A 24,282-nucleotide genomic window follows, 5' to 3' on the forward strand; every position below is an offset into this window, starting at 1 on the left:
GGTGTCCGTCACCGCACGCTGAACGGCTCCGCTCACTCCCCCAGGCGCACCACGACCGGCGTGCCGCCACCCTGGTCGGAGAGCACCGGGAGGGAGGACAGCAGCACGCCACCGGCACCATCATCAGCTCGCTGCATCCAACTCGCATGCACTGCTCCGGGCACGTCCGGGACCACGCTGAGCGCGGCGGCCGCGCCGCCGTCGACCTGCAGCTGCGCCGCGGTGAGAGTGGTGGTCGCGCCGGTGTTCACGGTGACGTCCGACGGTGCTCCGGCGGATCCGTCGGCCGCGATCGGCACCACGGTGACCGCAGAGTCTGCAGTGGCGACCAGGGTGAGCTCGCCGGCGCCGGCCTGGATCGGGAGGGCGCTCATGCCATGCGAGCTGAGTGCCGGGGCCGGGGCCACCAGGGTGAAGTCGACGGGGGCACCGATGGTGTCGCCCGGCAGGTCCGCCCCGGTGCGGGCGCTGCGAGTGACAGCGGTGATGGGGTCCGCGGCGCGGACGCTCACGGAATAGGTGCCGTCGGGCAGTCCGTCCAGCGGGGTGCGCAGCACCGTGCCGGCGGGAATCTCGATCTCCTCGAGAGCGGCGGTCTCGATGGCGCCCTCCGCACCGAGCACTTCGACCGTGGCCGTGGTGTCCGCACCCTGAGGGTTGGCGAGCACCAGCGTGGGCGAGGTCCCGGCGACATCCACCCCCGGCATCTGCAGCTCGGTCTCAGCGGAGGGCAGGGGCGAGAGGATCTCGGCGCCGCCGGGGGTGAGCCCTTCGCGCTCGGTGGTCTGGACGTGCATCACCAGCGGTGAGCCGAGCACGGAGACGTCCACGCCGACCGCGGCCTGGCCGGCGGCCACGGACTCGAGCAGCACCCGTTCCTCCGCCCCCGGAGCCACCACCACCTGGCTGCGTCCCTCCATCGCGGCGGGTCCGTCCTCGGTCCACAGCTGCACCGAGGCGGTCGCAGCGCGTTCGGTCGGGTTGTGGAGAACCAGCACGGAGCTATCCCCGGTGTCCGTCGACATGCCGAGGAAGCTCGCCTCGGTCACAGGCTCGGCACAGCGGGTGACCGCGAGCGAGCGGTAATCCCCGCTGGGGGTGATCGTGGACTGGAGAGAGTCGGTCACCGACGCCCGCCCTCGGAGGTCGCCGAGGCGACATGGAGGGGTCCCTCGGTCGCCGGCAGATCCAGCACGGAGACCCCGATGTCCTGGGAGACGGGCTGGTCCGCGAGATCCGAGCCGTCGGAGCTGCGGGCGGTGATCGACGGAGCGCGGACGGATCCGTCGTCCTCCTGCTGGGTGGCCGAACCGCTGACGGTGCCGAACAGGACCGACGAACCGGGTTCGACGGAGGCCGTGCGCAGGGAGATCGCGGTGCTGGGAGGGGTCACGGCGAGCTCGGCGTCCGGCCCGCTGTCCAGGAGCTGCTCAGGCAGCTGCAAAGGCCCTTGGCACCAGTGGGTGCTCGCACCGGGCACCGACTCAGCCGCCGCCCGCTGCACGACCGGCGGCTCCTTGGGAGCAGTGGTGGCCACGGCACCGGCGGCCACGGCGAGAGGCACCACCGCGGCCAGGGACAGCAGGATCCTGGTCACGCTCCTGCGCGGACGCTCCGGAGCGGAGGGCTCCTCGCGACCGTCCAGCAGGGAGTCGTTCTCCGGGGTCGAGTTCTCAGCCATACATCTCCTCCACCGTGCGGGTGCGCACCCGCCACGGGATCGCCAGCAGGGCGGTGAGCGCGACAGCGCCGTAGAGCAGGAGCTGCCAGAGCAGAAGCAGCGGCTGCTCCCGGTGCACATCGAGCACGCCCTCGGCACCCGCAGGCACCAGGAAGCCCTGAGCCCAGCCATCGATCTCGACGGGGACGAGCTCGTGGCCGTCGAGGGTCGCGCGCCATTCGCCATCGAAGCGCTCGGAGAGGATCACCGTGCGCTCGGCATCGTCCGCAGGGATCGCCCCCGAGGCCTCGATCACGTCGCTGGCCAGGGGCAGGGGTGCCGCGCCACCGGTGATCAGCGCCCGCGGCTCGGCATCGACCACTCGCCACAGACCGCCCCGGGGGCTCTCGGTGACCTTCTCGAGCTGTGTGGAGCTGTCCAGGGTGCGCATCAGCTCCTGCTCCTGGGACGGGTCGCCCGGCACCACGACATAGGCGATCGCGAGAGGGGCGGCCGTCCGGGCTGCGGCGTCTTCGGCGCCTTGCGCACCTGTGTCGGCCTGGCTCTCGCCGCCGGAGAGCATTCCGGCGACGGTGTCGCGCAGCGCTGCGGAGGCGGGATCGTCATCGACGACCCGGCCGTCGACGACGGTGGCGACGTCCCGGGCGTCGGCGATCGCGGCATGCTGGATGACTGTGTCCCCGCCGTGGACGACCAGCTCGGCACGGACAGTGCCATCGTCCTCCCCGGTGAGGACCAGCACCCGGCTGCGGGCCTCGGTGCGTCCCTGGTCCGCGGCCGCGGCGGGAACCTGCCCCCACTCGGTCCGCTCCAGTCGCAGCTGGCCCGGCAGCACCAGTGTCCAGCCGGCGACGGTGGCCAGGCAGGCGAGGGCCACGACCGCGCCGACGAGCCCGGTGGCCGCGCGGCGGGACCGGGAATCATGCTCCTGCCGGCGGGCGAGGCCGTCGAAGGTCGCAGCCGCGCCGATCGCCAGGGCCAGCAGGATGACGCTGAGCAGTCCATGCAGCGGGGGCGTGGACAGGTGCCCTGCTGCGGTTCCGGTCCAGGTGCCGCGGGCCAGGAGCACCGTGAGCAGGCCGAGCGCGGCGAGCAGCGCGCTGAACCGTCCGGCCCGCCCGGCAGCGCCGGTCAGCAGCGGGGAGCAGAGCGCGGCGAGCGCGACCGGAGCGATCGGGAGCAGCGGCAGCAGCAGCGCCGCCGTCTCCCCCACCAGCGGGACCAGCAGCTCCTGGACCTGCGGAGCGACCGGCCAGAGCCCGGCCAGCTCAAGGGACGAGGCAGTGGCTCCCGTGGGCGGGACCCCGGCCACCGCCAACAGCGTTCCCGGATGGCCGAGATAGCTCGGGAGGTAGGGGGCGTGCAGGGCGAGCGAGGGCAGCAGCACCCAGAGCAGCCGGCGTCGGCGGCCGGGCGCGGCGATCGCGATCAGCACCAGAGCTGCGGCGGCGAGCAGCACCATCACGGGCTGGACCGCCCCGATCACCAGCAGCAGCAGCCCGCCCGCCGCCGCAGCGGACACGCTGGCCTGCGAGACCTTGTGCGGCAGCCCGATGGCGCGGCCGAGCGCCAGGGCGAGCAGCGGGAGCAGGATGTGCACGAGCAGCAGCGGCCAGGCCCCGACCGCGAGTGCGGTCAGGAGGGAGGGGGCCAGGGCCCACACCGTGGTGATCACCAGGCGGGCGCCGACGGCACGGGTGATCGCGCCGGAGGCCCACCACGCCAGCAGGGCGCTGAGCGGCACCGCGGCGAAGAGCAGGATCTCGATCAGCAGTCCTCCGCCGGGCGGCAGATGCCCCAGCAGCCTGAGGAGGGCGTCGCCCGGCCCACGCTCGCCGAGCCCGCCGGGGATCCAGCTCGACCAGGCCGCGGCCCAGAGAGCATCCCAGCTCTCGGGTAGCGGGCGCAGCCCCGGGCCGGTCAGCTCCCCGCGGCCGAACAGGCCTCGCAGCGCGAACAGCCCCAGGATCGTCGCCGCAAGGGCCACCACGCCCGTCCAGACGATGTGACGGCCGTAGTCGGCGTCCTCGAGGCCGTGCCGGGTCCCGGCGATCCCCCAGGTGGTGTAGCGGATCCGGCGGCGCCGGTCGTCATCGGCGAACAGTCGGCTCCAGGTGTCGTCGACCCACCGCCGCATCCCCTCGCCGCGCGGCAGGTAGAGCGGGGCCAGACGTCCGCGCGGCACCCGTGCCCGGTGCCGGTCGCCCCGGCCACGGGCGAGGACGCGGCGTGCCCGGGGCAGGACCGCCAGCGCCGCACGCAGCTCCATCAGAGCCAGGCGGGGCGCGGAGGCGGCGACCGCGCCGAGCATCCGCAGCAGGGTCTCCAGGGGCAGCAGCACCAGGGTGAGCAGGGCGTGGAGCAGCCGTCGCTGCTTGAGCAGGGTCAGCACCTGCCCGGTGCGCTGCTCCTGGAGCCGCTCGAGCAGGGGGCGGGTGGGAGAGGGGTGCAGCACCCGGGAGGAGGCCTGGACCGCGACCCGTTCGCCGGAGCGCCAGATGCGTCGGCACAGGTCGATCTCGGCCCAGGGTGCGGGAAGGTCGGGGTCGAGGCCGCCCACCTCCCGCAGCGTCAGCTCACGGACCAGCAGGCCCGGCAGCGGCACGGCCAGGACGTCCTGGCGCCAGTCGGCCTGCCCCTGGTCGATCTCACCGGGATCGACCCCGGTGATGATCCGGCCTCCATGGGTGAGGGTCAGGCCGACGTCCACCAGGGCATCCGCGCTCTCAGCGGTCAGCGGCAGGTCGTCCCCGTCCTCCACCTGGCGCACCCGCTTCGCGCCGATCGCCGCGGTGTTCGGCGAGCGCTCGACGACCTCCAGCTGGCGTTCGAGGGCATCGAGGCCGGGCGTCGCACCGTCGACCACGAACCAGAGCCAGGACTCGCCCGCCGCACCGTCGGCAGCTGCGGCGCGACGGCCCGATCGAGAGGGCTCCTCGCGCAGGCGCAGGGGAACCTGGGCGAGGTCCTCCGCCCGCTGGGTGCGTTCACGTTCGACCGCGACGCTGTCGACCACGCGGGCACGGCGCCTGCTGGGGCGCGATGTGCTGGGTCGCGTTGCCCTCTCGGTGGGCTCGTCGCGCTCAGCGACTCCTGCGGGCTCGGGGTCCTGCCCAGAATCTGCGCCGCGGTCCGGGAGCTCGTCGGTGTCGTCGCGGCCGCCTGTGCTGCGGGCGAGAAGCTCTCGGATCGCTCCGGCGCGGCTGAGCGAGGCAGAGATCGGGAGGATCTCATCGATGGTCCCGTCGCCGAGGCCCCTCGCGATGGCATCGCTGACATCCTCGGGGAGCCCCGTCGGGGCGACCACCATGATCCGCTCGGGCTGACGGGTCTGCGCTGACATTGCGACACGCAGCGCGTCATGGGTGCGCGAGGTCGTCGTCCCGCTCAGCAGGACGACTGCGGTGATGTGACGATCGCTCACCAGGGAAGGATGTCAGACCACCCGGCGCTTGAGCTTGCGGCGCTCACGCTCGGACAGCCCGCCCCAGATCCCGAAGCGCTCATCGTTCTCGAGGGCATACTCGAGGCACTCGGCACGCACCTCGCAGGAGACGCAGACCTTCTTGGCCTCCCGTGTGGAGCCGCCCTTCTCGGGGAAGAACGCCTCCGGATCGGTCTGCGCGCACAGGGCACGCTCCTGCCAGGTCAGCTCAACGTCGTCGGAGTCCTGTCCGGCGAAATCGAGCAGGGACAGCTCGGCACGCGCGTCGTCCTCGACTCGTTCCGCATCCATAGCCACCACTCCTTCCACTGCTGTGTCGACCACCGAAGGCCCGTTGGAGCCCTAAAGTACACCGGTGTAGTTATGGTCCGTCAAGCGGCGTCGGCGCGTCGCCTTGCATATCGCATCCGAATCACATTCCCGGGAGGCCCCATGTCGATCACGTCACCGCCTGCGCAGGCACCACCGAGCACACCTACCGCTGTGCTCGCTGCAGTCACCGTCCTGCCTGTCATCGGGCTCGGCGAGATCCGCGAGGGCGATGACCTCGGCGGTCTGCTGGCCGCGGCGCTGGCCCCTCTGTCCCCGGCCGATGGTGACGTGCTGTGCGTCTCCACGAAGATCGTCTCCAAGGCTCTGGGGCTGCGGGTGGCTCCCGAGGACCGTGACGAGGCGATCCGTGCCGCTGCGGTGCGCACCGTCGCCCGCCGCCTGCACACGCGGGTGGTCACCTCCGTGGTGCAGATCCCGTCCGGTCCGGTGATGGCGGCCGCCGGGGTCGATTCCTCCAATGCACCCGAGGGGCCGCTGCTGCTGCCTGAGGATCCCGACGCCTGCGCGCGGGAGCTCCGTGATCATCTGGTCGAGGCACTGGGCGTCGACGTGGGCGTCCTGCTGACCGACACCTCATCCCGGGTCTGGCGAGTGGGTGTCGGGGACATCGCCCTCGGGGCGGCGGGGGTCAGCGCGCTGCAGGACCTGCGCGGCGGGACCGACGCCGACGGCCGGGCGCTGCACATCACGGTGCGGAACCTCGCCGATGAGCTCGCCGCCGCGGCCGACCTGGTCAAGGGCAAAGCCAGCGGGGTGCCGGCCGCGCTGGTCCGGGGAGTCGCCTCCGCGACCGCGGCCGACGTCCCGGCTCGTGAGCTCTCCCGCACCGGGAGCGAGGACTGGTTCCGCCGACCCAGTCTGGAGTCGGTCTGGGTCGCCCTGGGCCTGACGCCGGAGCAGGAGCCGATCGCACGGATGTCCCCCGAGCCCGAGGGAGAACGGATCGCCCGGGCACTCGCGGTCGCGTCCCTGCCCCGGGCCGGGCAGCCGTCCGGCACCGCGGCGGCCCGCCTGAGCACGGGTCCGGAGGGGCGTCCGCATATCGTGGTGGAGGCGGCGGGCCACTCCGACTCCGCGCTGATCCACGCCGCGACGCTCGCCGAACGGATCCGTACCGCGCTGGAAGCCGAATCCCTCGCCGCCGCACTGCCGGAGATCTCCCTCGAGCTCTCCATCCCCGATTCTCTGGAGGACCTGACATGAGCGAGCAGCACAGGACGAGCATGGACACCGGCGCCCAGCTGCTGCGCGCCCTCGAGCAGACCGGTCCGAACCCGGTGCTCGCCTGGTACGGCGAGGAATCTCGGATCGAGCTGTCCGGCCATGTGCTGGCCAACTGGGTGATCAAGGCGATCGGGCACCTCCACGACGAGATCGCACTGGCCCCGGGTGACCGGATGGTCCTGGATCTCCCACCCCACTGGAAGCGCCTCGTGCTGGCCCTGGCGGCCTGGTCCCTGGGTGCCGAGGTGAGCTGGCATGACCGTGGGGGCGCTCCCGGGGAGGCAGCGGTTCCGGTCCCGTCACCGCAGGTGGTCGCCACGGACCGACCGGACTCGACCCTGGCCGAGAGCGCCGAGGAGGTGCTCGCCCTCCAGGCCGTCTCGCTCGCGCCGCGCTACGACGGGGAGCTGCCCGCGCTGGTCCACGACTGGCTGAGCGAGGTGCGCGGCAGCTCCGACCGACTCGGTGTGGAGCTGCCCCGCTGGAGCGGCCCCGCACCGCTGGAGCCTGCCGCTCCGCAGCGATCGGACTCGGCGCACGGCACGCCTCTCCCCCGGCTGCTGACGGACGAGGACGGACTGCCCGCTGCCGCGCAGCTGCTCGGGGCGCTCCTGACCGGTGGCGGGATCGTGGGTCCCGCGAGCGCGGTGGGCGAGCATCAGGCGCGAGAGGAGGGCGTGACCGAGCAGCTCCGCCCCCGCTGATCACCAGGCGCTGCGCCGCCGACTCAGGCGCAGCGACACCGGCCCGGAGGCAGCGCCGGCGGTTCAGGGCGACGCCGACGGCTCACGCGCAGCGCTGGCGGCTCCGCGGGCCGGGTCAGCCCGCGCGCAGCGTCGCGACGGCCTCGGTGGGGTCGCCGTCGAAGATGGCCCGGCCCTTGCGGAGCACGACGATGCGGGTGCACAGCTTCTCGAGCATCTCGAGCTCATGGGAGACGACCACCATGGTGCGGCCGGCCTCCTGCAGCTCGCGGATCCGTTCGAGGCACTTGCGCTGGAACGGCTCATCGCCGACGGAGAGGATCTCGTCGACCAGGAAGATGTCCGGCTCGGTGTGCACGGCGACGGAGAATGCCAGGCGCAGGAACATCCCTGAGCTGTAGTACTTCACGTCGGTGTCGATGAACTCCTCGATCTCGCTGAAGGCGACGATCTCCTCGAACTTCTCGTCGATCTGCTCACGGCTCATCCCCAGGATGGCGCCGTTGAGGTAGACGTTCTCACGCCCGGAGAGGTCGGGGTGGAAGCCGGCGCCCACCTCGATCAGGCCCGCCACCCGGCCCCGGAGGAGCACGCGGCCGTGGTCCGGGTAGAGCACCCCGGAGATGGTCTTGAGCAGTGTGGACTTCCCGGAGCCGTTGAAGCCGATCAGCCCGACCGTCTCCCCGGCGTGCACCGTGAGGTCCACGTCGTTCAGGGCCAGGAACGTGTCGGCCAGCTTCTTGCGCTTCAGCGCCGAGAACACGAGCTCCTTGAGCGAGTGGTCGTGACGCAGGGAGAACTGCTTGGTGACGTGCTCGATGCGCACCATCTCGCGGTCCGTGGGGACTGCGGCGGAGTCGGGTACGGAGTCGATGTTCGGGCTCATCCGGGTGCTCCTGTCACAGTTCCTGGGCGAAGCGCCGCTTCGAGCGCTCGAAGACGACGGTGCCGACCACGAACGTGACCACGGCGATCAGCAGTCCGGCCCACCACAGCCCGAACGGCTCGCCGGGTCCGGCCAGCGAAGGATCCGCGGCGACGGCGTCGACCACGTCCGGGCCGTAGCGCCAGAAGGCGACGTGGAACAGCTCGACCACGATGGTCAGCGGGTTGAGCTGATACAGCCACCACCACACGGTCCCCCCGATCGCCTCCTCGACCATCGAGATCCGGTAGAGGACCGGGGAGAGCCAGGTCGCGACCATGACGATCAGGTCCACGAAGTTCTCGACATCGCGGAAGGCGGCGTTGAGCGCCGCGGTGATCATGCCGAGCCCCATCGTGAACACCACCAGGATCACGATCCCGAGCAGGAACGCGATCGCCGCGGTGACCGAGGGCAGCCACCCGAACAGCAGGGCGCCCACCACCAGCACCGCCAGCTGGGGCAGGAAATGCACGAGCGCCACGATCATGCTCGCCCAGGGGAACAGCTCGCTGGGCAGGTAAATCTTCGAGACCAGCGCCTGGTTCCCGGTGATCGACCGGGTGGCATTGCCGAACACCTCACCGAAGAGGTTCACCACCACGATCCCGCTGAAGAGGTAGACGGCGTAGGCGGGGGTGTCCCGCGAGAGCTGCAGGAACACGCCGAGCGCGATGTAGAAGACGATGAACTGCACCGCGGGCTTGACGTAGCTCCACAGCATGCCCAGGGCACTTCCGCGGTAGCGCACCCGCAGCTCCTTGCGCACCAGCAGGCGCAGCAGGAAGCGTTCGCGGATCGGATTCAGCCAGCCCGCGTCCTGTCCCGGAGCCCGCCAGCCCTCGACCTGCTCTGCGCGGGACGGGAGCCGCGCGGCTCCGCCGGTGCCGTTCGCGGTCACGCCGCAGAGCCTCCGGTGTCACCGCTGCGGACAGAGCCCTCTGCCCGGTCACGCTCACGCACCGGCGCCGGGTTGTCCGCGAAGGTCTGTTCCCAGGCGTCGAAGGAGGTGATCCGCGAGGAGGCCTCGCGGTAGCTGTCACGCAGGTCGTTCCAGCGACGGTGCAGCTCGAGATGGGCGGTGATCGCCTCGGTGAGCATCTCCCGCACCTGCTGCGGATCCCGCTTGTACCAGGCGACCTGGGTGCCCTCGGCGTTGGAGACCAGCGCGCTGTCATAGGCGGACAGCCGCCACCACTTGGCGTCGAGGTGCGGGATCACCGTCTGCGGGTTCTCCGCGGAGCGGGGCTGCGTGGGCTTGAGCAGCTGCTTGGCGAGGGTCTTCGCCGTCCAGACCGGGAGCATCAGCCGGTGCGGCTGAGAGAAGGGACGTCCCTTCCGGGGCGGCTTGTCGATGTGGATCGGCGGGTACAGGTCCTGGTCCTTCTTGGCGACCGCATCATCGAAGTCCGCGGCCATCGCCCGGATCTGGGGAAGCTTGGTCCCGATCGAGGAGTGCAGGGCGTCGGGCCCCTCGAGCACGTCCTGCTGGGCCATCAGCCGGCCCGCCTCCGTGTAGTACTGCATGGAGATCAGGTGCTTGACATCCATGAACTGCGATTCCTTGACCACCCGCCCGCCGCGGGCGTACGGGGAGTGCAGCAGCGCGGTGATGATGCGGTTGCGCTCATGGAAGTAGGCCTGCCAGCCCACCAGGTCGTCCTTGTCCACCCAGCTCATGTGCCACACGCCGGCACCGGGCAGGGAGACCGTGGGATAGCCGGCCTTCTTCGCCCGCAGCCCGTACTCGGCGTCGTCCCACTTGATGAACACAGGCAGGCTGAGACCGATGGCGCGCACCGTCTCGGTGGGGATCAGGCAGCTCCACCAGCCGTTGTAGTCGACATCCGCGCGGCGATGCAGCCAGGGGGTCGAGCGCAGCGGATCCAGCGCGAAGTCGTGGCCCATCTCGCCGCCGTCGTTCGCGAGCGCCGGCTGGATGCGCCAGGGATCGACGACCTCGCCGAAGGTGTGCAGCACAGAACGGTTGTTCAGGTCGAACATGTGGGCGCCGACCAGGGTGGGGCGGGTGGCGAAGTCCGCGAAGGTCACCATCCGGATCAGGGACTCCGGCTCGAGCACGATGTCGTCGTCGCAGTTGATGACATAGGTGGAGGCACCGGCGGTGGACGCCTCGTACATCCCTCGGGAGAACCCTCCCGAGCCGCCGATATTGCCCTGCTCGATGATCTGCAGCTTCGAGCCCAGCGACTCCTGCAGGGGTGCGAGCTCCTCGGCATGATCGTTCAGCCGGTCGGAGCCCTGGTCGATGACGTACATGACGTCCAGCAGTCCGCGCAGGTCGTCGTCCTCGGCGAGGGTGCGGATGTTCTCCAGGCAGTACTCGACCTTGTTCATCGTGGTCATCGAGATCGAGAAGCTGCCCTCGGTGCGGGCGAGATCCGCGTCGGCGGTCCACTCCGCCCCCAGGACCGTCAGATCCTCCGCGCCGGCGTAGGCGTCGAACCAGTACCAGCCGCCGTCACCGAAGGCCGTCAGCGGCAGGTCGAAGATCTGCTCGCCGGCGCCGTCGACCGTGCGGGACTCCTGCCGTTGCAGGGTGCCGCGGGCGGTGGAGCGCATCACGACGAGGTGGCCGGAACCGGCGGTGCGGATGGTCAGCCGGATCGCCCGCACGGGCGTCCAGCGCCGCCAGTAGCTGGCCGGGAAGGCGTTGAAGTAGGTCCCGAAGGAGCGCATGGTGTGCGCTGGGATGCGGGCGGAATGCCGTTCGCTGAGCTCGCTGATGTCCACTGCCGTCTGAGCGGTGCGATGCGTGTTGGGGCCGTCCGCTTCGTCCTTCGCGGCCCCGCCCGAGCTGCCGCCGAGGCCGAAGGCTCCGCCGGTCGCGCCGGAGCGGGCGTCCGACGCTTCGATGTACAGCGGCACGATGTCCGGGGAGGCTTCGAAGGGCAGGATCATGCGCTGCAGCAGACGCTGCGGGGCGCCCTGCGCGGGCTGGTCGGTCTCATGGGGTGCCGCTGTGGCGGTGGTGGCGTTCATGGTGCTCCTCGTCGGCGTTCGGCGGATGCCCCGTGGTGGGTGGCGGGGCGCTCGGGTCACGCCCGCAGCAGGTCGGACAGCTTGTTGTCGGCCATGGACAGGGCCGAGCCGATGGCCATATGCATGTCCAGGTACTGGTAGGTGCCCAGCCGGCCACCGAACAGGGTGCGCGGCTCGGCGTCGGCGAGCTCACGGTAGGCCAGCACCCGCTCGCGGTCGCTGCCGGAGTTGATCGGGTAGTACGGCTCGTCCCCGGACTCGGCGAAGCGGGAGTACTCGCGCTGGATCACGGTGCGATCCGTGGGGTAGTGGTCGCGCTCGGGGTGGAAATGGCGCGGCTCGATGATGCGGGTGTACGGGGTCTCGGCGTCGGCATAGTTCATCACCGAGGTGCCCTGGAAGTCACCGACGTCGAGGTGCTCGGTCTCCAGGTCGATGGTGCGCCAGCCCAGCTCTCCGAGCTCGAAGTCGAAGTAGCGGTCCATGGGTCCGGTGTAGACCACCGGGATGTTCCCGCGCACGGCGTCCTTGTTCAGCGGCTGCGAGGTGTCGAAGAAGTCGGTGTCGAGCTTCACCTCGATGTTCGGGTGGTCCGCCATCCGCTCGAGCCACGCGGTGTAGCCCTGCCGGGGCAGGCCCTCGTAGGTGTCGTTGAAGTAGCGGTTGTTGTACGTGTAGCGCACCGGCAGGCGCGAGATGATCGAGGCGGGCAGGTCCTTGGGATCGGTCTGCCACTGCTTGCCGGTGTAATTCTTGATGAACGCCTCGTACAGCGGTCGCCCGATCAGCGAGATGCCCTTGTCGTTGAGGTTCTCGGGATCCTGGCCGGCGAACTCCCCGGCCTGCTCCGCGATCAGCGCGCGCGCCTCGTCCGGGGTGTACGCCGACTGGAAGAACTGGTTGACGGTGCCGAGGTTGATCGGCATCGGGTACACCACGCCCTGGTGGGTCGTGTACACCTTGTGCTGGTAGCCGGTGAACTCGGTGAAGCGGTTCACGTACTCCCAGACCCGCTGGTTCGAGGTGTGGAAGAGGTGGGCGCCGTACTTGTGCACCTCGATGCCGGTCTGCTCGTCGGCCTCGGAATAGGCGTTGCCGCCGACGTGGGGACGCCGGTCGATGATGGTCACCTTCGCGCCGTGCTCGGCGACCGCGCGCTCTGCGACGGTCAGGCCGAACAGGCCGGAGCCGACGATCAGGAGATCAGGAGTCGACACAGGAGGTCCTTTCGATGCGTGCGGAGTGGTCCGCTCGATGCGTGCGGTGGAGTCCGCCGGAGACCCGCTCACAGTATCGGAGCCGGGCCGATGGGAGGAGCGCCGCCCTCGGCGCGCCGAGGGGTGTGGCTCGCCTCATGATGCGACGGCTGTCGAGGGGTGCGGGGCCTCGACGTTCTGCTCGATGAGACGGCGATAGCTGATGCGACGGACCCAGCCCGGAGCGAAGCGATAGGCACCCCGCAGCACGAGGTTGCGGGCGAACCGTCCCGGGCCGATCACCCGGTCCATCAGCATCCGGCGCTGCAGCTGCAGGTCGCTCGAGAACAGCCTCCAGCCGCCCCGGCGGGCGAACAGCTCCTCGTCGACGCGATAGTCGACGAGCACCTCGGGGCGGTTCGCCATCCGGGCTCCGCCGAGCATCATCCGTTCCCATAGCCAGTAGTCCTCGAGCAGCGGGAGGTCCCGGTAGCCGCCGACGGCACGCGCCACCGAGCGCCGCATCACCACCGTGGGGTGATGGAAGGGGCTGTGGTGCGGCAGATAGCCCACGATCTCGTCGTGCTCGAGCGGTCTCGTGCGCAGCGGGCCCTGGCCGGGTTCGACCCGGTCGCTGAACTCCCGCATCGCACTGCCCAGCAGGTCGAGGTTCCGCTCCTGCATGGTCGGGATCTGGAGCGCGAACCGCTCGGGCCGGCAGATGTCATCCGCATCCGCGCGCGCGATCAGTTCATAGGGGCTGGCCTCGAGGCCGTCCTGGAGCGCTGCGGCGACGCCGCGGTGCGTGTCATGGCGCAGCACCTGGGCGGGACCGAACTCCCCCGCGACGACCCGCCGCACCAATGCCTCGAGCACGGCCGGGAGCGGCCCGTCCACGGTGAGGATCAGCAGCTCGGGGCGGCGCTGCTGGGCAGTGGTCGCCGAGGTGAGGGCGAGCTGGACGCGATCCGGGAGGTCACGTCCCCACAGCGGCATCAGCACCGCGAATGGGCTGTGCCGCCCCGGGTCGGACTGTCCCGCTGAGACAGGAGGATCCGGCTCGTTCACCGACCGGCCGCTCTCTCGATCGCGCGGATGTCCGCCGCGGCGTCACCGTCGGCCTGGAGCACCGTCGTGGACGGTCGCGGGCCGCGACGCAGCGCGGAGAGCAGGCCCCGCAGTCCCACGCCGAACAGGTCACCGCGGTGACGCAGCAGGAGCCGGAGCCACCCCAGCGAGGTGGCGCCGCCGTGGACGACCTTCTCCCACGGGGTGAAGGAGCTGGTGCGCAGCAGGGCCCAGAGCCGGTTGCGCACGTCATAGTAGAAACGAGAACCGGGGCTGTTCTGGGCATTGCTGAACCGGGCGGTACGGTGCTCGACCACGGAGCCTGGAACCCTGATCCCCCGGCCGTCCCGCAGCAGACGCCCGGTGTGCTCGAAGTCGTCGGACCAGATGAAGTAGTCCGCATAAGGAAGTCCCAACCGGCGCACGTCCTGGCCGTTCAGCAGCGCGGAGACGTAGCTCGCAGTGCGGATCGGGTGCCCGCCGGCGCGGGCGGCATCACGCTTCTCCTGCGCACTGGCCCCCAGCCTGCTGCGCTGGGTGTTCATGGGGTGGTCGCGCCCGTCGGTCCATACGGCCCGCGAGCTGAGCACGCTCAGCCGCACCGGGGAGGCCTCGAGGGACCGCAGCAGCTCGCGCAGTGCGCCCGGCCGCGGAACGGTGTCGTCATCCATCACCCACACCCAGTCCGCGTCGTGACGCACCAGTGCACGGGCGATGCCGGCTGCGAAGCCTCCCGCCCCGCCGACGTTCCGACGCAGGTGGACGACGTCCGCAGCCAACGGATGTTCGTCCGCGACGGTGCCGCTCGCATCGGTCGAGGCGTTGTCGATGATGATCACCGCATCGGGACGGCGGTCCTGGGCCGCGAGTGCATCCAGGCACTCCTGCAGCAGCGTCTCGCGGTTGTAGGTCACCACGACGGCGACCACGCGCGCAGAGAGCGCGTCGGGGTGTGCGGTGCTCTGCTGCGGCGTCCGGTCGCCTGCGGGTGAGGATTGGGTCACTGCGCCTCCTGCTGCTGTTTCGTGCCGTCTCGGCAGCGCCTCCCCAGTGTACGGAGCACCGGGCCGGCGGCCCCACCTCGATGATGACCGCGGTGTGAAGGTTCTCGGGAGGTTCCCGGGAACTTCGCCGCACCGACGAGCCGCAGCGGCGCGGGAAGCACCGATGCGACTACCCTGGCGGACGCCGCATGCGCCGAGGGGCCCGCCCACCGGTCCCCGCATGCCCCCGATGCCCCGAATGCACGGCTCCGGCCGGAAGGAGACCGCTGTGAGCGACCAGCCACCGCCACGCTCCCCACGACCGGGAGGGCCTCGACGTCCCGGCGGCCACCGGGCGCGCGCCGGCGGCAGTGCCCGTCCGGTCCCGAGACAGGGACGGCGTCCGGCCACCCCCGCTGCTGAAGGCCCGACGCCCACCCGTCCGCTGCCTCGCGCCGGCGCGGTGCACCCGGGTCCCCGACAGAGCGCCTCCGAGGCACGCGGCGGCGTTCCCCCGCAGCACTCGCGGAGCGACGCCTCCGGAGACGGATGGCACGACCAGGGACCCCAGCGTCCCAGCGGCCACGGGCGTCACGACACGGAGGCTGCGGGACCTGCGGGCCCGGCACCCGGCGGTGCTCCGCTCCCCCGCACCTCTCGGAACCGTCTGCGCACTCCGCGCCACCTGCGCCTGGGGGCCACGCTGCTGGTCCTGGTGCTCGTCGTGGTGCTGGGCTGGGGCGCCGGGCTGCTGCTGTGGACGCAGAGCCGGATCGAGCACGTCGATGCGCTGTCCGAGGCCGCCAACACCCCGGGGACCACCTATCTCATCGCGGGTTCCGACTCCCGCGGCGGCGACACCGTCGAATCCGACGGCACCGAAGGGGCCCGGACCGACACGATCATGCTCCTGCACAAGGCTCCGGGCGGGAACAGCTACCTGATCTCGCTGCCGCGGGACACGCTGGTCGAGATCCCCGGCAGGGGCGGGTACAAGCTCAACGCGGCTTACGCCTTCGGCGGGGCTCCGCTGCTGGTCGAGACCGTGGAGGAGTTCACGGGGCTCACGGTGGACCACTATGTCGAGGTCGGCTTCGACGGCGTGGCACAGGTGGTCGATGCGGTGGGCCACGTGAACCTGTGCATCGACCAGGACGTCGACGACGAGCGCTCCGGGCTGGTCATGACCGAGGGCTGCCACGACGTGGGCGGGGAGCAGGCGCTGGCCTTCGTGCGCGCCCGCTACTTCGATCCCACCGCCGACATCGGGCGCCAGCAGCGCCAGCAGCAGTTCGTGGGGGCGCTGATGGATCGCGTCACCTCACCGGCGGTGCTGCTGAACCCGATCAGCCAGCTGCGCCTGGCCGGGGCCGGTTCGGGAGCGTTGACCACGAGCGAGGGCACCGGGATCGTCGATGTGGGCCGGATGGCTCTGACCGCTCGCAGCGCCATGAACTCCGGGGGGACGCTCAGCATCCCGATCGAGAACCCCGAGTACCAGACGAAGCATTCAGGGGTCGCACTGCTCACCGATGAGGACGACGTCGCCGCCTTCTTCGCCTCCGTGGCGGACGGCTCCGCGGAACCTGCCCCCGCGCCATGAGCAGCGCCGCAGGCTGCAAGGGCTGCGGCGTCAGCGGAAGAGCATGTCGATGACGATGTTCACCGAGTTCAGGACCGACTGACCCTTCGAGCGGGAGTAGTCCGTGTAGAGGATGTGCACCGGATGCTCTGCCACGGTGAGCTTGTGGCGCCCGATCTCCTCGACGATCTCGGAGGCGTGCGCCATCCGGTTCTGCTCGATCGCGAGCTTCTCGCAGGCCTCGCGGCCCAGCACCCGCAGCCCGTTGTGCGCATCGGTGAGCTTCACACCGGTGGTCAGATTCGTGTACCAGATGGCACCGCGCAGCACGACGCGCTTGAGCAGCCCGGGCTTGGTGCGGGAGTCCAGGAAGCGGGAGCCGAGCACGATGTCCACGTCCTCGGCATCGCGCTGGGCGATCATCGCGGCGGCGTCGTCCACCTGATGCTGCCCGTCCGAGTCGAAGGTCACAACCTGCCGCATATGCGGATCCCGCAGCGCGTAGTCGATGCCCGTCTTGAGCGCCGCGCCCTGTCCCATGTTGTAGGGGTGGCGGACGACCACCGCGCCTGCCTGCTCGGCGATCCTCGCCGAGTCGTCCAGGCTGCCGTCGTCCACGCAGACGACCAACGGGTACCGGGTGCGCAGGGCGCGGATGACATCGCCCACGACCTGCCCCTCGTTGAACAGCGGGACCACGAACCAGGTCGTGTCAGCTCCCGGGGAGGCAGGTGCGACGGGCTCCTCGTGCGCAGGATCGGACGTGCTCAAGGGCTCTCCTTCTGGGGTGCCGGGCGGACGTGAGAACACCGACGGCGCGATGGCGCGGGATGCAGGTTCCAGAACGGCCGATGAGGATACCCTGTCACGGTGGGCCGCCCCTGGTGGTCATCGACGCGCACGCGGCACCGAGAGGTGCCCCACGAGGAGGAACCGAGTTGAAGACTGCTGTTGTCGCCCTGGGGAAGATCGGCCTGCCGCTTGCGGTGCAGTTCGCGGATTCCGGTCATGAGGTGATCGGGGTCGATGTGAACCCCCGCCAGGTCGAACTGATCAATGCCGCGACCGAGCCGTTCCCGGGTGAGGCGCACCTGCAGGAGAAGCTCTCCGAGCTGGTCCCTGCAGGGAAGCTGAAGGCCACCACCGACTACGCCGAGGCGATCCCGAGCGCGGACGCGATCGTGATCGTGGTGCCGCTGTTCGTGAACGACGCCACCTGGGAGCCGGACTTCGCGTGGATGGACGCCGCGACCCGCTCCCTGGCCGAGCATCTCACCCCCGGGACCCTCGTCTCCTACGAGACGACCCTGCCGGTGGGGACGCTGCGCACCCGCTTCGTGCCGATGATCGAGGAGATCTCCGGCTTGAAGGAATCTGTCGACTTCTTCGCGGTGTTCTCCCCCGAGCGGGTCCTGACCGGGCGCGTGTTCGAGGACCTGCGCAAGTACCCCAAGCTGATCGGTGCGCTCAGCGAGGCCGGCACCACCCGGGCCCGCGAGTTCTACGAGTCCGCGCTCCAGTTCGATGAGCGTCCCGACCTGAACAAGCCCAACGGCGTGTGGGACCTCGGCTCTCCCGAGGCGTCCGAGCTGGCGAAGCTCGCGGAGACCACCTACCGCGACGTGAACATCGGCCTCGCCAACGAGTTCGCGCTGTTCGCCCAGGACAACGGCATCGACGTCTACAAGGTCATCGAGGCGTCGAACTCGCAGCCCTACTCCCACATCCACCAGCCCGGCATCGCCGTGGGCGGGCACTGCATCCCCGTCTACCCGCGGCTGTACCTCTCCACCGATCAGCACGCGGAGACAGTCCGCACCGCCCGCACCCTGAACGCGTCGGTCCCGGGCAAGCTCGTGGACCGTGCCGCGAACCTCCTCGGCTCGCTCACGGGGCTGAAGGCCGTGGTGCTCGGTGCCTCGTATCGCACCGGGGTGAAGGAGACCGCGTTCTCCGGCGTGTTCCCCGTGGTCGAGGCGCTGCGCACGCACGGCGCCGAGGTCGCGGTCCACGACACCTACTACGACGACACCGAGATCGAGGACTTCGGCTGGGCGCCGTACCACCTCGGCGAGGCGGCGGACCTCGTGATCGTCCAGACCAACCATCCCGAGTACAAGGACCTCACCGCCGCGGACGTGCCCGGGATCAAGCTCATCGTGGACGGCCGCAACATCACCACCGCCGAGAACTGGAAGGGCACCCCCCGCCTCGTCCTCGGCGACGGCTCCGCCTCCACCCACCAGCAGACCGACCAGGCCTGAACCGATGGGTGAGCAGGAGCTGATCCTCAGCCTGGGCCCGACCCTGGTCTCCAATCGCACCTTCATCATCCAGCTGCTGCTGGTGGTGGGGATCGTGGTGATCGTCGGCTGGCTGTTCATGAAGCGAGGCGCGAAGCAGCTCGCCGTGCGCCGCCTGCTGATCCTCGCCTTCGCCGTCTTCGCCGTGGCCGCCGTGCTCTTCCCCGGGGTGCTCACCAGCGTCGCCCATCTGGTGGGGGTGGGCCGCGGCGCCGACCTGCTGCTGTACGCGACCGTGCTGGTGCTGCTGGGGTTCCTCGCCCTGCAGGAGGCTCGGACGAAGGCCGCGGAGAAGCGCACGACCTATCTGGCGCGGCGCCTGGCGCTCGATGAGGCCGAACAGCCCCTGAAGTATCGCGAGCGCATGCTCCCGCGCCACAAGGAATGACCGAACTGATTCAGCTGCTCGTCACGATCATCATCGTGCTGGCCGCGGCGTACCTGCCCGGGTACGCCGCGGCCAGAGCTCTTGGCGGGTCACGGCTGCTGGCGCTCGGCCTGGCCCCCGCCCTCGGAGCCGCGATCGCCGGTATGAGCGCCGTGATCGCCCCCTTGGTCGGTCTGCGCTGGTCGCTGCTGCCGTTCCTGCTCGGAAGCGCCATCGCGATCGCGTTGGCCTACGGGCTGAGGCGACTCGGGGTGCGTCTTCCCGGCACGGTGCTCGACGGGCCACTGTCCTCGCGCCGGATCATCCCCGGCGGCGCGGCCTGGCTCACGGGCGCCCTGGCCGTGGCGATCGTGCCGATCGCTGTCCAGGCCGGCCGGCCGGATGCGGTGCTCGAACGCTGGGACACGCTCTACCATCTCTCGGCCCTCCAGCGAATCCGCGAGACCGGCACGGCTTCGAGCCTGGCGGTCGGCTCGGTCTCGAACTCGACCGGGGACCCCACGGCGTACCCCGCCGGGTTCCATGCATTGGCCTCCCTGGTGCCCGGCGTCGAGATCCCGAACATGCTCAACGGCGCCGTGCTGGCGCTGGCGGTCCTGCCCTGGGTGCTGGGGACCGCGCTCTTGTCCCGTGCTCTGTTCCCCCAGGTGGCCTGGGCTCCCTTCGCCTCTGCGATGGTCGCGGCGCTCATCCCCGCGACCCCGGTGGACCTCGCGATCCACCTCTCTCCCATTCCGAACCTCAGCGGGTTCGCCGCCCTTCCCGGGGCGCTGGCCGCCGCCGCTGCGCTCTGGGGTGCCCTGCTGCCTCGGCTCACCGAGCCCGAGGGCCCGCGCACCCCGCCGCTGTGGAAGGCGGCAATGGCGGCGACAGCGGCGGTGGGTCTCGCCGGACTCGGGCTGGGCCTGCTGCACCCCAATGTCGCCGTGACCGCGCTGCTCCTGCTCGCGGTGCTCACTGCGGTGACCGGTGCCCGGTGCTGGCGCAACCACCCGGGTCTGCTCGTCCTTCCCGTGGCCGCGCTGCTGCCTGTCGCGCTTCTGACGTACACGCCGATGGGTGCCAAGGTGACCGGCTTCTCCGGAGGGCTCCAGATCCCCTGGTGGACGGCGCTCGGGGAGATCCTGCTGGGCCTTCTCACCGTGTGGCCCATGGCGCTCGGAGTGGTGATCGCTGTGCTGTGGTGGCCGGGTCTGGTCACGTCGTTCCGCAGCTCGAGTCGCTGGGTGGGCGTCGCCTGGGTGGTGATCGCCGCGATCTACCTCGACGCCGCTCTCGACTCCCCATTGAACCTCTCGATCCTCTACTACCGCGGACAGGACCGGCTCTCGATGCCCCTGGCGATGCTCTCGGCCGTGCTGATCGTTCCTGGTCTGCAGTGGTGGTCCCGGAAGCTGCGGACCAGGACCATCGGCGCTCCACGCCCCGCCCTGGCCCGTCCTCTGGTCAGTGCGCTCGTCGTCGTGGCCGCCGTCGTGACCCTGGCCTCGGTCCCCGCGCGCAGTGATAACGCGGCGAAGAATCTCGCCGCGGAGTACCCGGGTCGAGGCCGGTTCCTCCAGGCCGATGAGCGCGCGATGTTCGAGCAGCACGTCCCCCTGCTCGACCCTGACGCGACGGTGCTTGCCAGTCCGTTCTCGGGCGCCGCACACCTCTACGCCCTCTACGGGCAGGATGTGCACTTCACCGTCGCCGGGATGTCGGGACGAGATCTCGACACCCAGCTCCTGACTGCCGCGACGCTCGCTGCGACCTCGCCCGAGCACTGCCAGCTGCTTCAGGGCGCGGGCATCGGGTACATCTACACCGAACTGACCCCGTACAACAATTCCCCCGAGTTCGCCGTACTGAACGAGGTGGGATCGGAGATCGGAGACGTCGTGTTCGAGACCTCCCATTCACGGCTGCTCGCGGTCGACTGTGATGCAGATGTCTGATCCCCGCCCGCAGCGCACGTATCTCCCCTTCCTCGATGTGACCCGAGTCCTCGCGGTGCTGGGGGTCGTGGCGATCCACGTCGTCGGAGGCGGAGTGAGCAGCGGCCAGGTCGGCCTCTCCGTGATCACCCTCGACATGGCTCTCGTGATCGCCGTCCCGGTGTTCTTCATGATGGCCGGTGCCCTCAGCCTCGATCCCCGCGCGCATCACCAGGGACCCCTCGTCTTCCTCCGCAAGCGGGCGATCCGGATCGTCCCGGCCATGGTGGTCTGGTCGGCCTTCTACATCGTCGTGATCCGCACCATGGTCTCCAGACATCCGGTCTCCGTTCTCGACGTGCTCGACCTGGTGGTGAGCGGGCAGACCTACACCCACCTCTACTTCCTGTTCGCCATCGCCGGGCTCTACCTCGTCGCGCCCGTCCTGCAGGCGTTCCTCGCCGGGAACGAGGAGGTCCGCGCCTGGGTGCTCGGACTCGTCGCCTGCTTGTGGACCGTTGGTGTGATGGCCATCGGACAGGCCGGGCAGATGGGCGTCGGCCACTCTGTACCACTCCAGGCGGGGACGGCGACCTTCTTCCTCCTGTACACCGGGTACTTCGTGCTCGGCCGCGCCTTCCTGGTACGGCCGATCCCGCGCTGGGCCGCCGTCGTGGGACTGGCCACGGTGCCGGGATTCATCGCGCTGGTGACCTGGCTGTACGTCGCCTCGAAGCGCGCCGCGGAAGATGGCACCCCGGATCTGTGGTTCTCCGTACTCGCTCCGAGCTACGTCTCCCTGCCGGTGGTGGTCTACGCGATCGTCCTGATGGCCTCGATCTCGAGCCTGTGCCGCGGCTGGAGGGTCTCGGAACGGATGGAACGCCTTCTGCGGACCGTCGGCAACGCCACCTTCGGGATCTTCCTCGTCCACTTCGCCGCGCTCGTGGTGCTGCGGGAGCTGTTCCCTGCGCTCTCGCCGTACACCCCCGGCGCGATGGTCGGGGCCTGGGCGCTGACGGTCGCCGTGTCAACTCTCCTCGCTCTCGTGGGTCAGCGCATCCCACTGCTCCGACTGATCTTCTGACGTCCCCGAGGGTCCGGTGCCGGAGCCCTATGGGATCGATCGGGTCATGAACGGGTCACGGGCGCCGCACGCTCTCGAGCACGGCGCGGGCGCCTTTCGCGGCACAGCCCGCGAGGGACGCGTTCTCCACGGTCCACTGCCGCAGATGCTCCGGGGAGAGGTTCCCTTCGCCGCGCAGTGCCGACTCCATCGCCTCGGCGACGGACTCCGCGTCATGGTCACAGGCCCAACCGAGGGAGTTGGCCCGGATCCGATCGAATGCGGCGCCCTCCCCCGCGTGGATGACGGGGGTGCCGGTGGCGGTGGCGGCATAGATCTTGGTGGGCAGCGCAAATTCGTAACCCTGCTCAGGAGTGATGGAGGACAGACCGGCGACCGCCCCGCGAAGATGAGCGGCCACCTGGGCGGCAGGGATCTTGTCGCGGAACTCGATACCGGCGATGCCCTCCTCCCGCACCCTCTGCTCGAGCATGTCGCGCCCGCTGCCTTCGGAGAAGAACAGCAGCCGCGCATCGGGGTGCGTGGCGCGCACCCGGGCGAAGGCATCGACGAACACGCCCGCACCCTGCCATTCCGACACAGTGCCCGCGTACACGAAGTACTGCCCCTGCTCTCCCCCGTCGGGCCCTTCCGGGGTGAACATTCCGGTGTCGATTCCGTTGCCGACCATGACCAGGTTCGGCCTGCTCCCGATTAGCTCCTCGACGCGGTGCTGCACGCCCGGTGAGATGGTCAGCACCCTTGCGGCGCGCTTCCACACCGTGGTTTCCGACACGCGCAGCAGCCGGCTCACGATCGAGGGCACTCCCTCGACGCTGTCCACCGCATCGGACCAGACGTCCGCCGCATAGTAGGTGTACGGCACCCGCCGGATCGCCGCGGCGACCAATCCCACGGCCCCGGTGGTGGGCGGCGGCTCAAGCACGAGCGCGTCCATCCGGCGCTGCAGCATCAGCCGCAGCGCGAGCGGGATGTCAAAGCTGAGGTACGAGAGGTACCCGCGGACCTGACCCTGCTGGTCCCGTTTGACCGGCCAGCGTGAGACGTGCCGCTCCCGTGAACGGACTTTCCCGGTACCCGGGGCAGTGCTGGTGAGCACCGTGACCTCCGCCCCGGCTCGCTCGAGGGCGAGGACCAGTGCTTCCTGGCGGAACGCTGCCGCGACAGGCTCAGGTGAGAAGAGACGGGTTGCGACGACGACATGCAGAGGGCGATCTGCGCCACGGCGTCGTGGGGTGCGGGACCGGGGTGACATCAGGCGCGCTCGAGCAGTGCGTCGACGCTCCGCTCGGCAGCCTTCCCGTCCCCGTAGTAGGGGGGCTGATCAGCCGTGGGTCGGACGCGGGTCACGGCCGCGGGGAGTTCGGAGGGATCGGACACCAGTCGGTTCCAGTCGTTCTCGAGGGTCTCGACCCATTCCGTCTCCGTGCGCACGGTGGAGCAGGGGGTGCCCAGGAGGTACGCCTCCTTCTGCAGACCGCCGGAGTCGGTGACCACCGCGCTCGCGGAGTTCACGGCGTTGATGAGATCCGGGTAGGCGAGGGGGGCACCGACGTGGACAGCACCTGCTGCCAGGTTGATGCCCGCCTCCTTCGCCTTGGCGACGAGCCGCGGGTGCGCGAACAGCGCGAGCGGGATGTCGAGGGCTTGGAGCGCGGCGACGATCGCCCGCAGGCGCGCGGGGTCGTCAGTGTTATCGGCCCGGTGGATGGTGGCGACGGCGAACTCACCGGAGGGGTCGATACCCTCCGGCAGCGCGAGCGGCGTGCCCTCGACGGAGGCGGCGACGCGCAGGCAGACATCGGTCATCACGTCACCGGTGACCAGGGTGCGCTCGGCGAGGCCCTCCGATGCGAGGTGCAGTCGGGCAACCTCGGTGGGGGCCAGCAGCAGGTCCGCGGCATGGTCGGTGAGCACGCGATTGTGCTCCTCGGGCATGCGCCGGTTGAAGGAGCGCAGTCCGGCCTCGAGGTGCGCGACCTTCAGGTGCATCTTCACCGCGGAGAGGGTTCCGGCCAGGGTGGAGTTGGTGTCGCCGTAGACGAGCGTCCAGTCCGGCCGGTGCTCCTCGAGCACCTCGTCCATGCCGGCGAGCATCGCACCGGTCTGACGGCCATGGGAGCCGGAGCCGACGGCGAGGTTGACGTCCGGGGCGGGGATCCTCAGATCGGCGAAGAAGACGTCGCTCATGGCGGCGTCGTAATGCTGACCGGTGTGGACGATGACGTGTTCGACATCGTCACGCTTCGCGGCGGCATCCGCGATGGCGGCGAGCTTGACGAACTGTGGGCGCGCGCCCACGACGGACAGGATCTTCATGAGGTCTCCACGGAAATTCGAGGTCGGGACCGGAGTTCCGGCCACGGGCGCGACGACGGCCAATGCGCGTTCCACTGTAACCGCCCGCTCCGTGAGACCGGTCTCGACGCGCTAGGCTCGGTCGC

The 24,282-nt window shown here is 70.3% G+C and carries 20 protein-coding genes; 7 read left to right on the top strand and 13 right to left on the bottom strand.

Features of this window, described 5'->3' with window-relative positions:
• Positions 1–32 precede the first annotated feature (32 nt).
• The 4 genes from Q0937_RS13585 to Q0937_RS13600 are packed head-to-tail and all read right to left on the bottom strand — an operon-like array spanning position 33 to position 5,417.
• A complete protein-coding gene (locus Q0937_RS13585) occupies positions 33–1,127 on the bottom strand; it encodes a DUF5719 family protein (protein ID WP_299304553.1) in 1,095 nt (364 codons plus the stop codon).
• Complete coding sequence (locus Q0937_RS13590; RefSeq protein ID WP_299304555.1) at positions 1,124–1,681, bottom strand: hypothetical protein; 558 nt, start codon at positions 1,679–1,681, stop codon at positions 1,124–1,126. Before Q0937_RS13590 ends, Q0937_RS13585 begins: the two co-directional genes overlap by 4 nt.
• Positions 1,674–5,105, bottom strand: coding sequence for a hypothetical protein (locus Q0937_RS13595; protein WP_299304557.1), 3,432 nt, complete (start codon positions 5,103–5,105; stop codon positions 1,674–1,676). The genes Q0937_RS13590 and Q0937_RS13595 overlap by 8 nt, the downstream gene beginning before the upstream one ends.
• A gap of 12 nt (positions 5,106–5,117) precedes the next feature.
• On the bottom strand, positions 5,118–5,417 hold the full coding sequence (locus tag Q0937_RS13600) for a WhiB family transcriptional regulator (protein WP_299304560.1): 300 nt from the start codon (positions 5,415–5,417) through the stop codon (positions 5,118–5,120).
• A 141-nt stretch (positions 5,418–5,558) separates the two neighbouring features.
• On the opposite strand from Q0937_RS13600, the gene cofE reads away from it, so the two are divergent.
• Both cofE and Q0937_RS13610 read left to right on the top strand, forming a co-directional pair.
• Complete coding sequence (gene cofE / locus Q0937_RS13605; RefSeq protein ID WP_299304563.1) at positions 5,559–6,662, top strand: coenzyme F420-0:L-glutamate ligase; 1,104 nt, start codon at positions 5,559–5,561, stop codon at positions 6,660–6,662.
• Positions 6,659–7,387, top strand: coding sequence for a TIGR03089 family protein (locus Q0937_RS13610; RefSeq protein WP_299304566.1), 729 nt, complete (start codon positions 6,659–6,661; stop codon positions 7,385–7,387). The genes cofE and Q0937_RS13610 overlap by 4 nt, the downstream gene beginning before the upstream one ends.
• A gap of 115 nt (positions 7,388–7,502) precedes the next feature.
• On the opposite strand, the gene Q0937_RS13615 is transcribed toward Q0937_RS13610, so the two are convergent.
• The 6 genes from Q0937_RS13615 to Q0937_RS13640 all read right to left on the bottom strand — a co-directional run bounded on the left by Q0937_RS13615 (position 7,503) and on the right by Q0937_RS13640 (position 14,583).
• Positions 7,503–8,273, bottom strand: coding sequence for an ABC transporter ATP-binding protein (locus Q0937_RS13615; protein WP_299304569.1), 771 nt, complete (start codon positions 8,271–8,273; stop codon positions 7,503–7,505).
• 13 nt (positions 8,274–8,286) lie between these two features.
• A complete protein-coding gene (locus tag Q0937_RS13620) occupies positions 8,287–9,213 on the bottom strand; it encodes an ABC transporter permease (protein ID WP_299304571.1) in 927 nt (308 codons plus the stop codon).
• The gene (locus tag Q0937_RS13625) at positions 9,210–11,315 is read right to left on the bottom strand and encodes a glycosyltransferase (RefSeq protein ID WP_299304574.1); all 2,106 of its coding nucleotides are present in this window, start codon (positions 11,313–11,315) and stop codon (positions 9,210–9,212) included. Before Q0937_RS13625 ends, Q0937_RS13620 begins: the two co-directional genes overlap by 4 nt.
• A 56-nt stretch (positions 11,316–11,371) precedes the next feature.
• On the bottom strand, positions 11,372–12,532 hold the full coding sequence (glf, locus tag Q0937_RS13630) for a UDP-galactopyranose mutase (RefSeq protein WP_299304576.1): 1,161 nt from the start codon (positions 12,530–12,532) through the stop codon (positions 11,372–11,374).
• Positions 12,533–12,667: 135 nt separating this feature from the next.
• On the bottom strand, positions 12,668–13,507 hold the full coding sequence (locus tag Q0937_RS13635) for a glycosyltransferase (protein ID WP_299304766.1): 840 nt from the start codon (positions 13,505–13,507) through the stop codon (positions 12,668–12,670).
• A 68-nt stretch (positions 13,508–13,575) separates the two neighbouring features.
• On the bottom strand, positions 13,576–14,583 hold the full coding sequence (locus Q0937_RS13640) for a glycosyltransferase (RefSeq protein WP_299304578.1): 1,008 nt from the start codon (positions 14,581–14,583) through the stop codon (positions 13,576–13,578).
• 442 nt (positions 14,584–15,025) lie between these two features.
• Between Q0937_RS13640 and Q0937_RS13645 the strand changes: the two genes are divergently transcribed.
• Positions 15,026–16,165, top strand: a complete 1,140-nt coding sequence (locus Q0937_RS13645) for an LCP family protein (protein ID WP_299304581.1) — start codon at positions 15,026–15,028, stop codon at positions 16,163–16,165.
• A 30-nt stretch (positions 16,166–16,195) separates the two neighbouring features.
• Here Q0937_RS13645 and Q0937_RS13650 read toward each other — a convergent pair whose 3' ends face one another.
• Positions 16,196–16,915, bottom strand: coding sequence for a glycosyltransferase family 2 protein (locus tag Q0937_RS13650; RefSeq protein WP_299304583.1), 720 nt, complete (start codon positions 16,913–16,915; stop codon positions 16,196–16,198).
• Between the two features lie 167 nt (positions 16,916–17,082).
• On the opposite strand from Q0937_RS13650, the gene Q0937_RS13655 reads away from it, so the two are divergent.
• The 4 genes from Q0937_RS13655 to Q0937_RS13670 are packed head-to-tail and all read left to right on the top strand — an operon-like array spanning position 17,083 to position 21,838.
• Positions 17,083–18,408 carry a nucleotide sugar dehydrogenase gene (locus Q0937_RS13655; RefSeq protein WP_299304586.1) on the top strand — a complete coding sequence of 442 codons (1,326 nt, stop codon included), beginning with the start codon at positions 17,083–17,085 and terminating at the stop codon, positions 18,406–18,408.
• Between the two features lie 4 nt (positions 18,409–18,412).
• Positions 18,413–18,835 carry a DUF2304 domain-containing protein gene (locus Q0937_RS13660; protein WP_299304588.1) on the top strand — a complete coding sequence of 141 codons (423 nt, stop codon included), beginning with the start codon at positions 18,413–18,415 and terminating at the stop codon, positions 18,833–18,835.
• On the top strand, positions 18,832–20,772 hold the full coding sequence (locus Q0937_RS13665) for a DUF6541 family protein (protein ID WP_299304590.1): 1,941 nt from the start codon (positions 18,832–18,834) through the stop codon (positions 20,770–20,772). Before Q0937_RS13660 ends, Q0937_RS13665 begins: the two co-directional genes overlap by 4 nt.
• Positions 20,765–21,838: an acyltransferase gene (locus Q0937_RS13670; protein WP_299304592.1), complete on the top strand. Its 1,074-nt coding sequence runs from the start codon at positions 20,765–20,767 to the stop codon at positions 21,836–21,838. Before Q0937_RS13665 ends, Q0937_RS13670 begins: the two co-directional genes overlap by 8 nt.
• Before the next feature lie 55 nt (positions 21,839–21,893).
• Here the strand turns inward: Q0937_RS13670 and Q0937_RS13675 are convergent, their stop codons facing one another.
• Positions 21,894–23,093, bottom strand: coding sequence for a glycosyltransferase (locus Q0937_RS13675; protein ID WP_299304593.1), 1,200 nt, complete (start codon positions 23,091–23,093; stop codon positions 21,894–21,896).
• A complete protein-coding gene (gene wecB, locus Q0937_RS13680; protein ID WP_299304595.1) occupies positions 23,093–24,157 on the bottom strand; it encodes a non-hydrolyzing UDP-N-acetylglucosamine 2-epimerase in 1,065 nt (354 codons plus the stop codon). Before wecB ends, Q0937_RS13675 begins: the two co-directional genes overlap by 1 nt.
• Positions 24,158–24,282 lie beyond the last annotated feature (125 nt).

The sequence above is a fragment of the uncultured Brachybacterium sp. genome (assembly GCF_947500705.1).
GTDB lineage: Bacteria > Actinomycetota > Actinomycetes > Actinomycetales > Dermabacteraceae > Brachybacterium.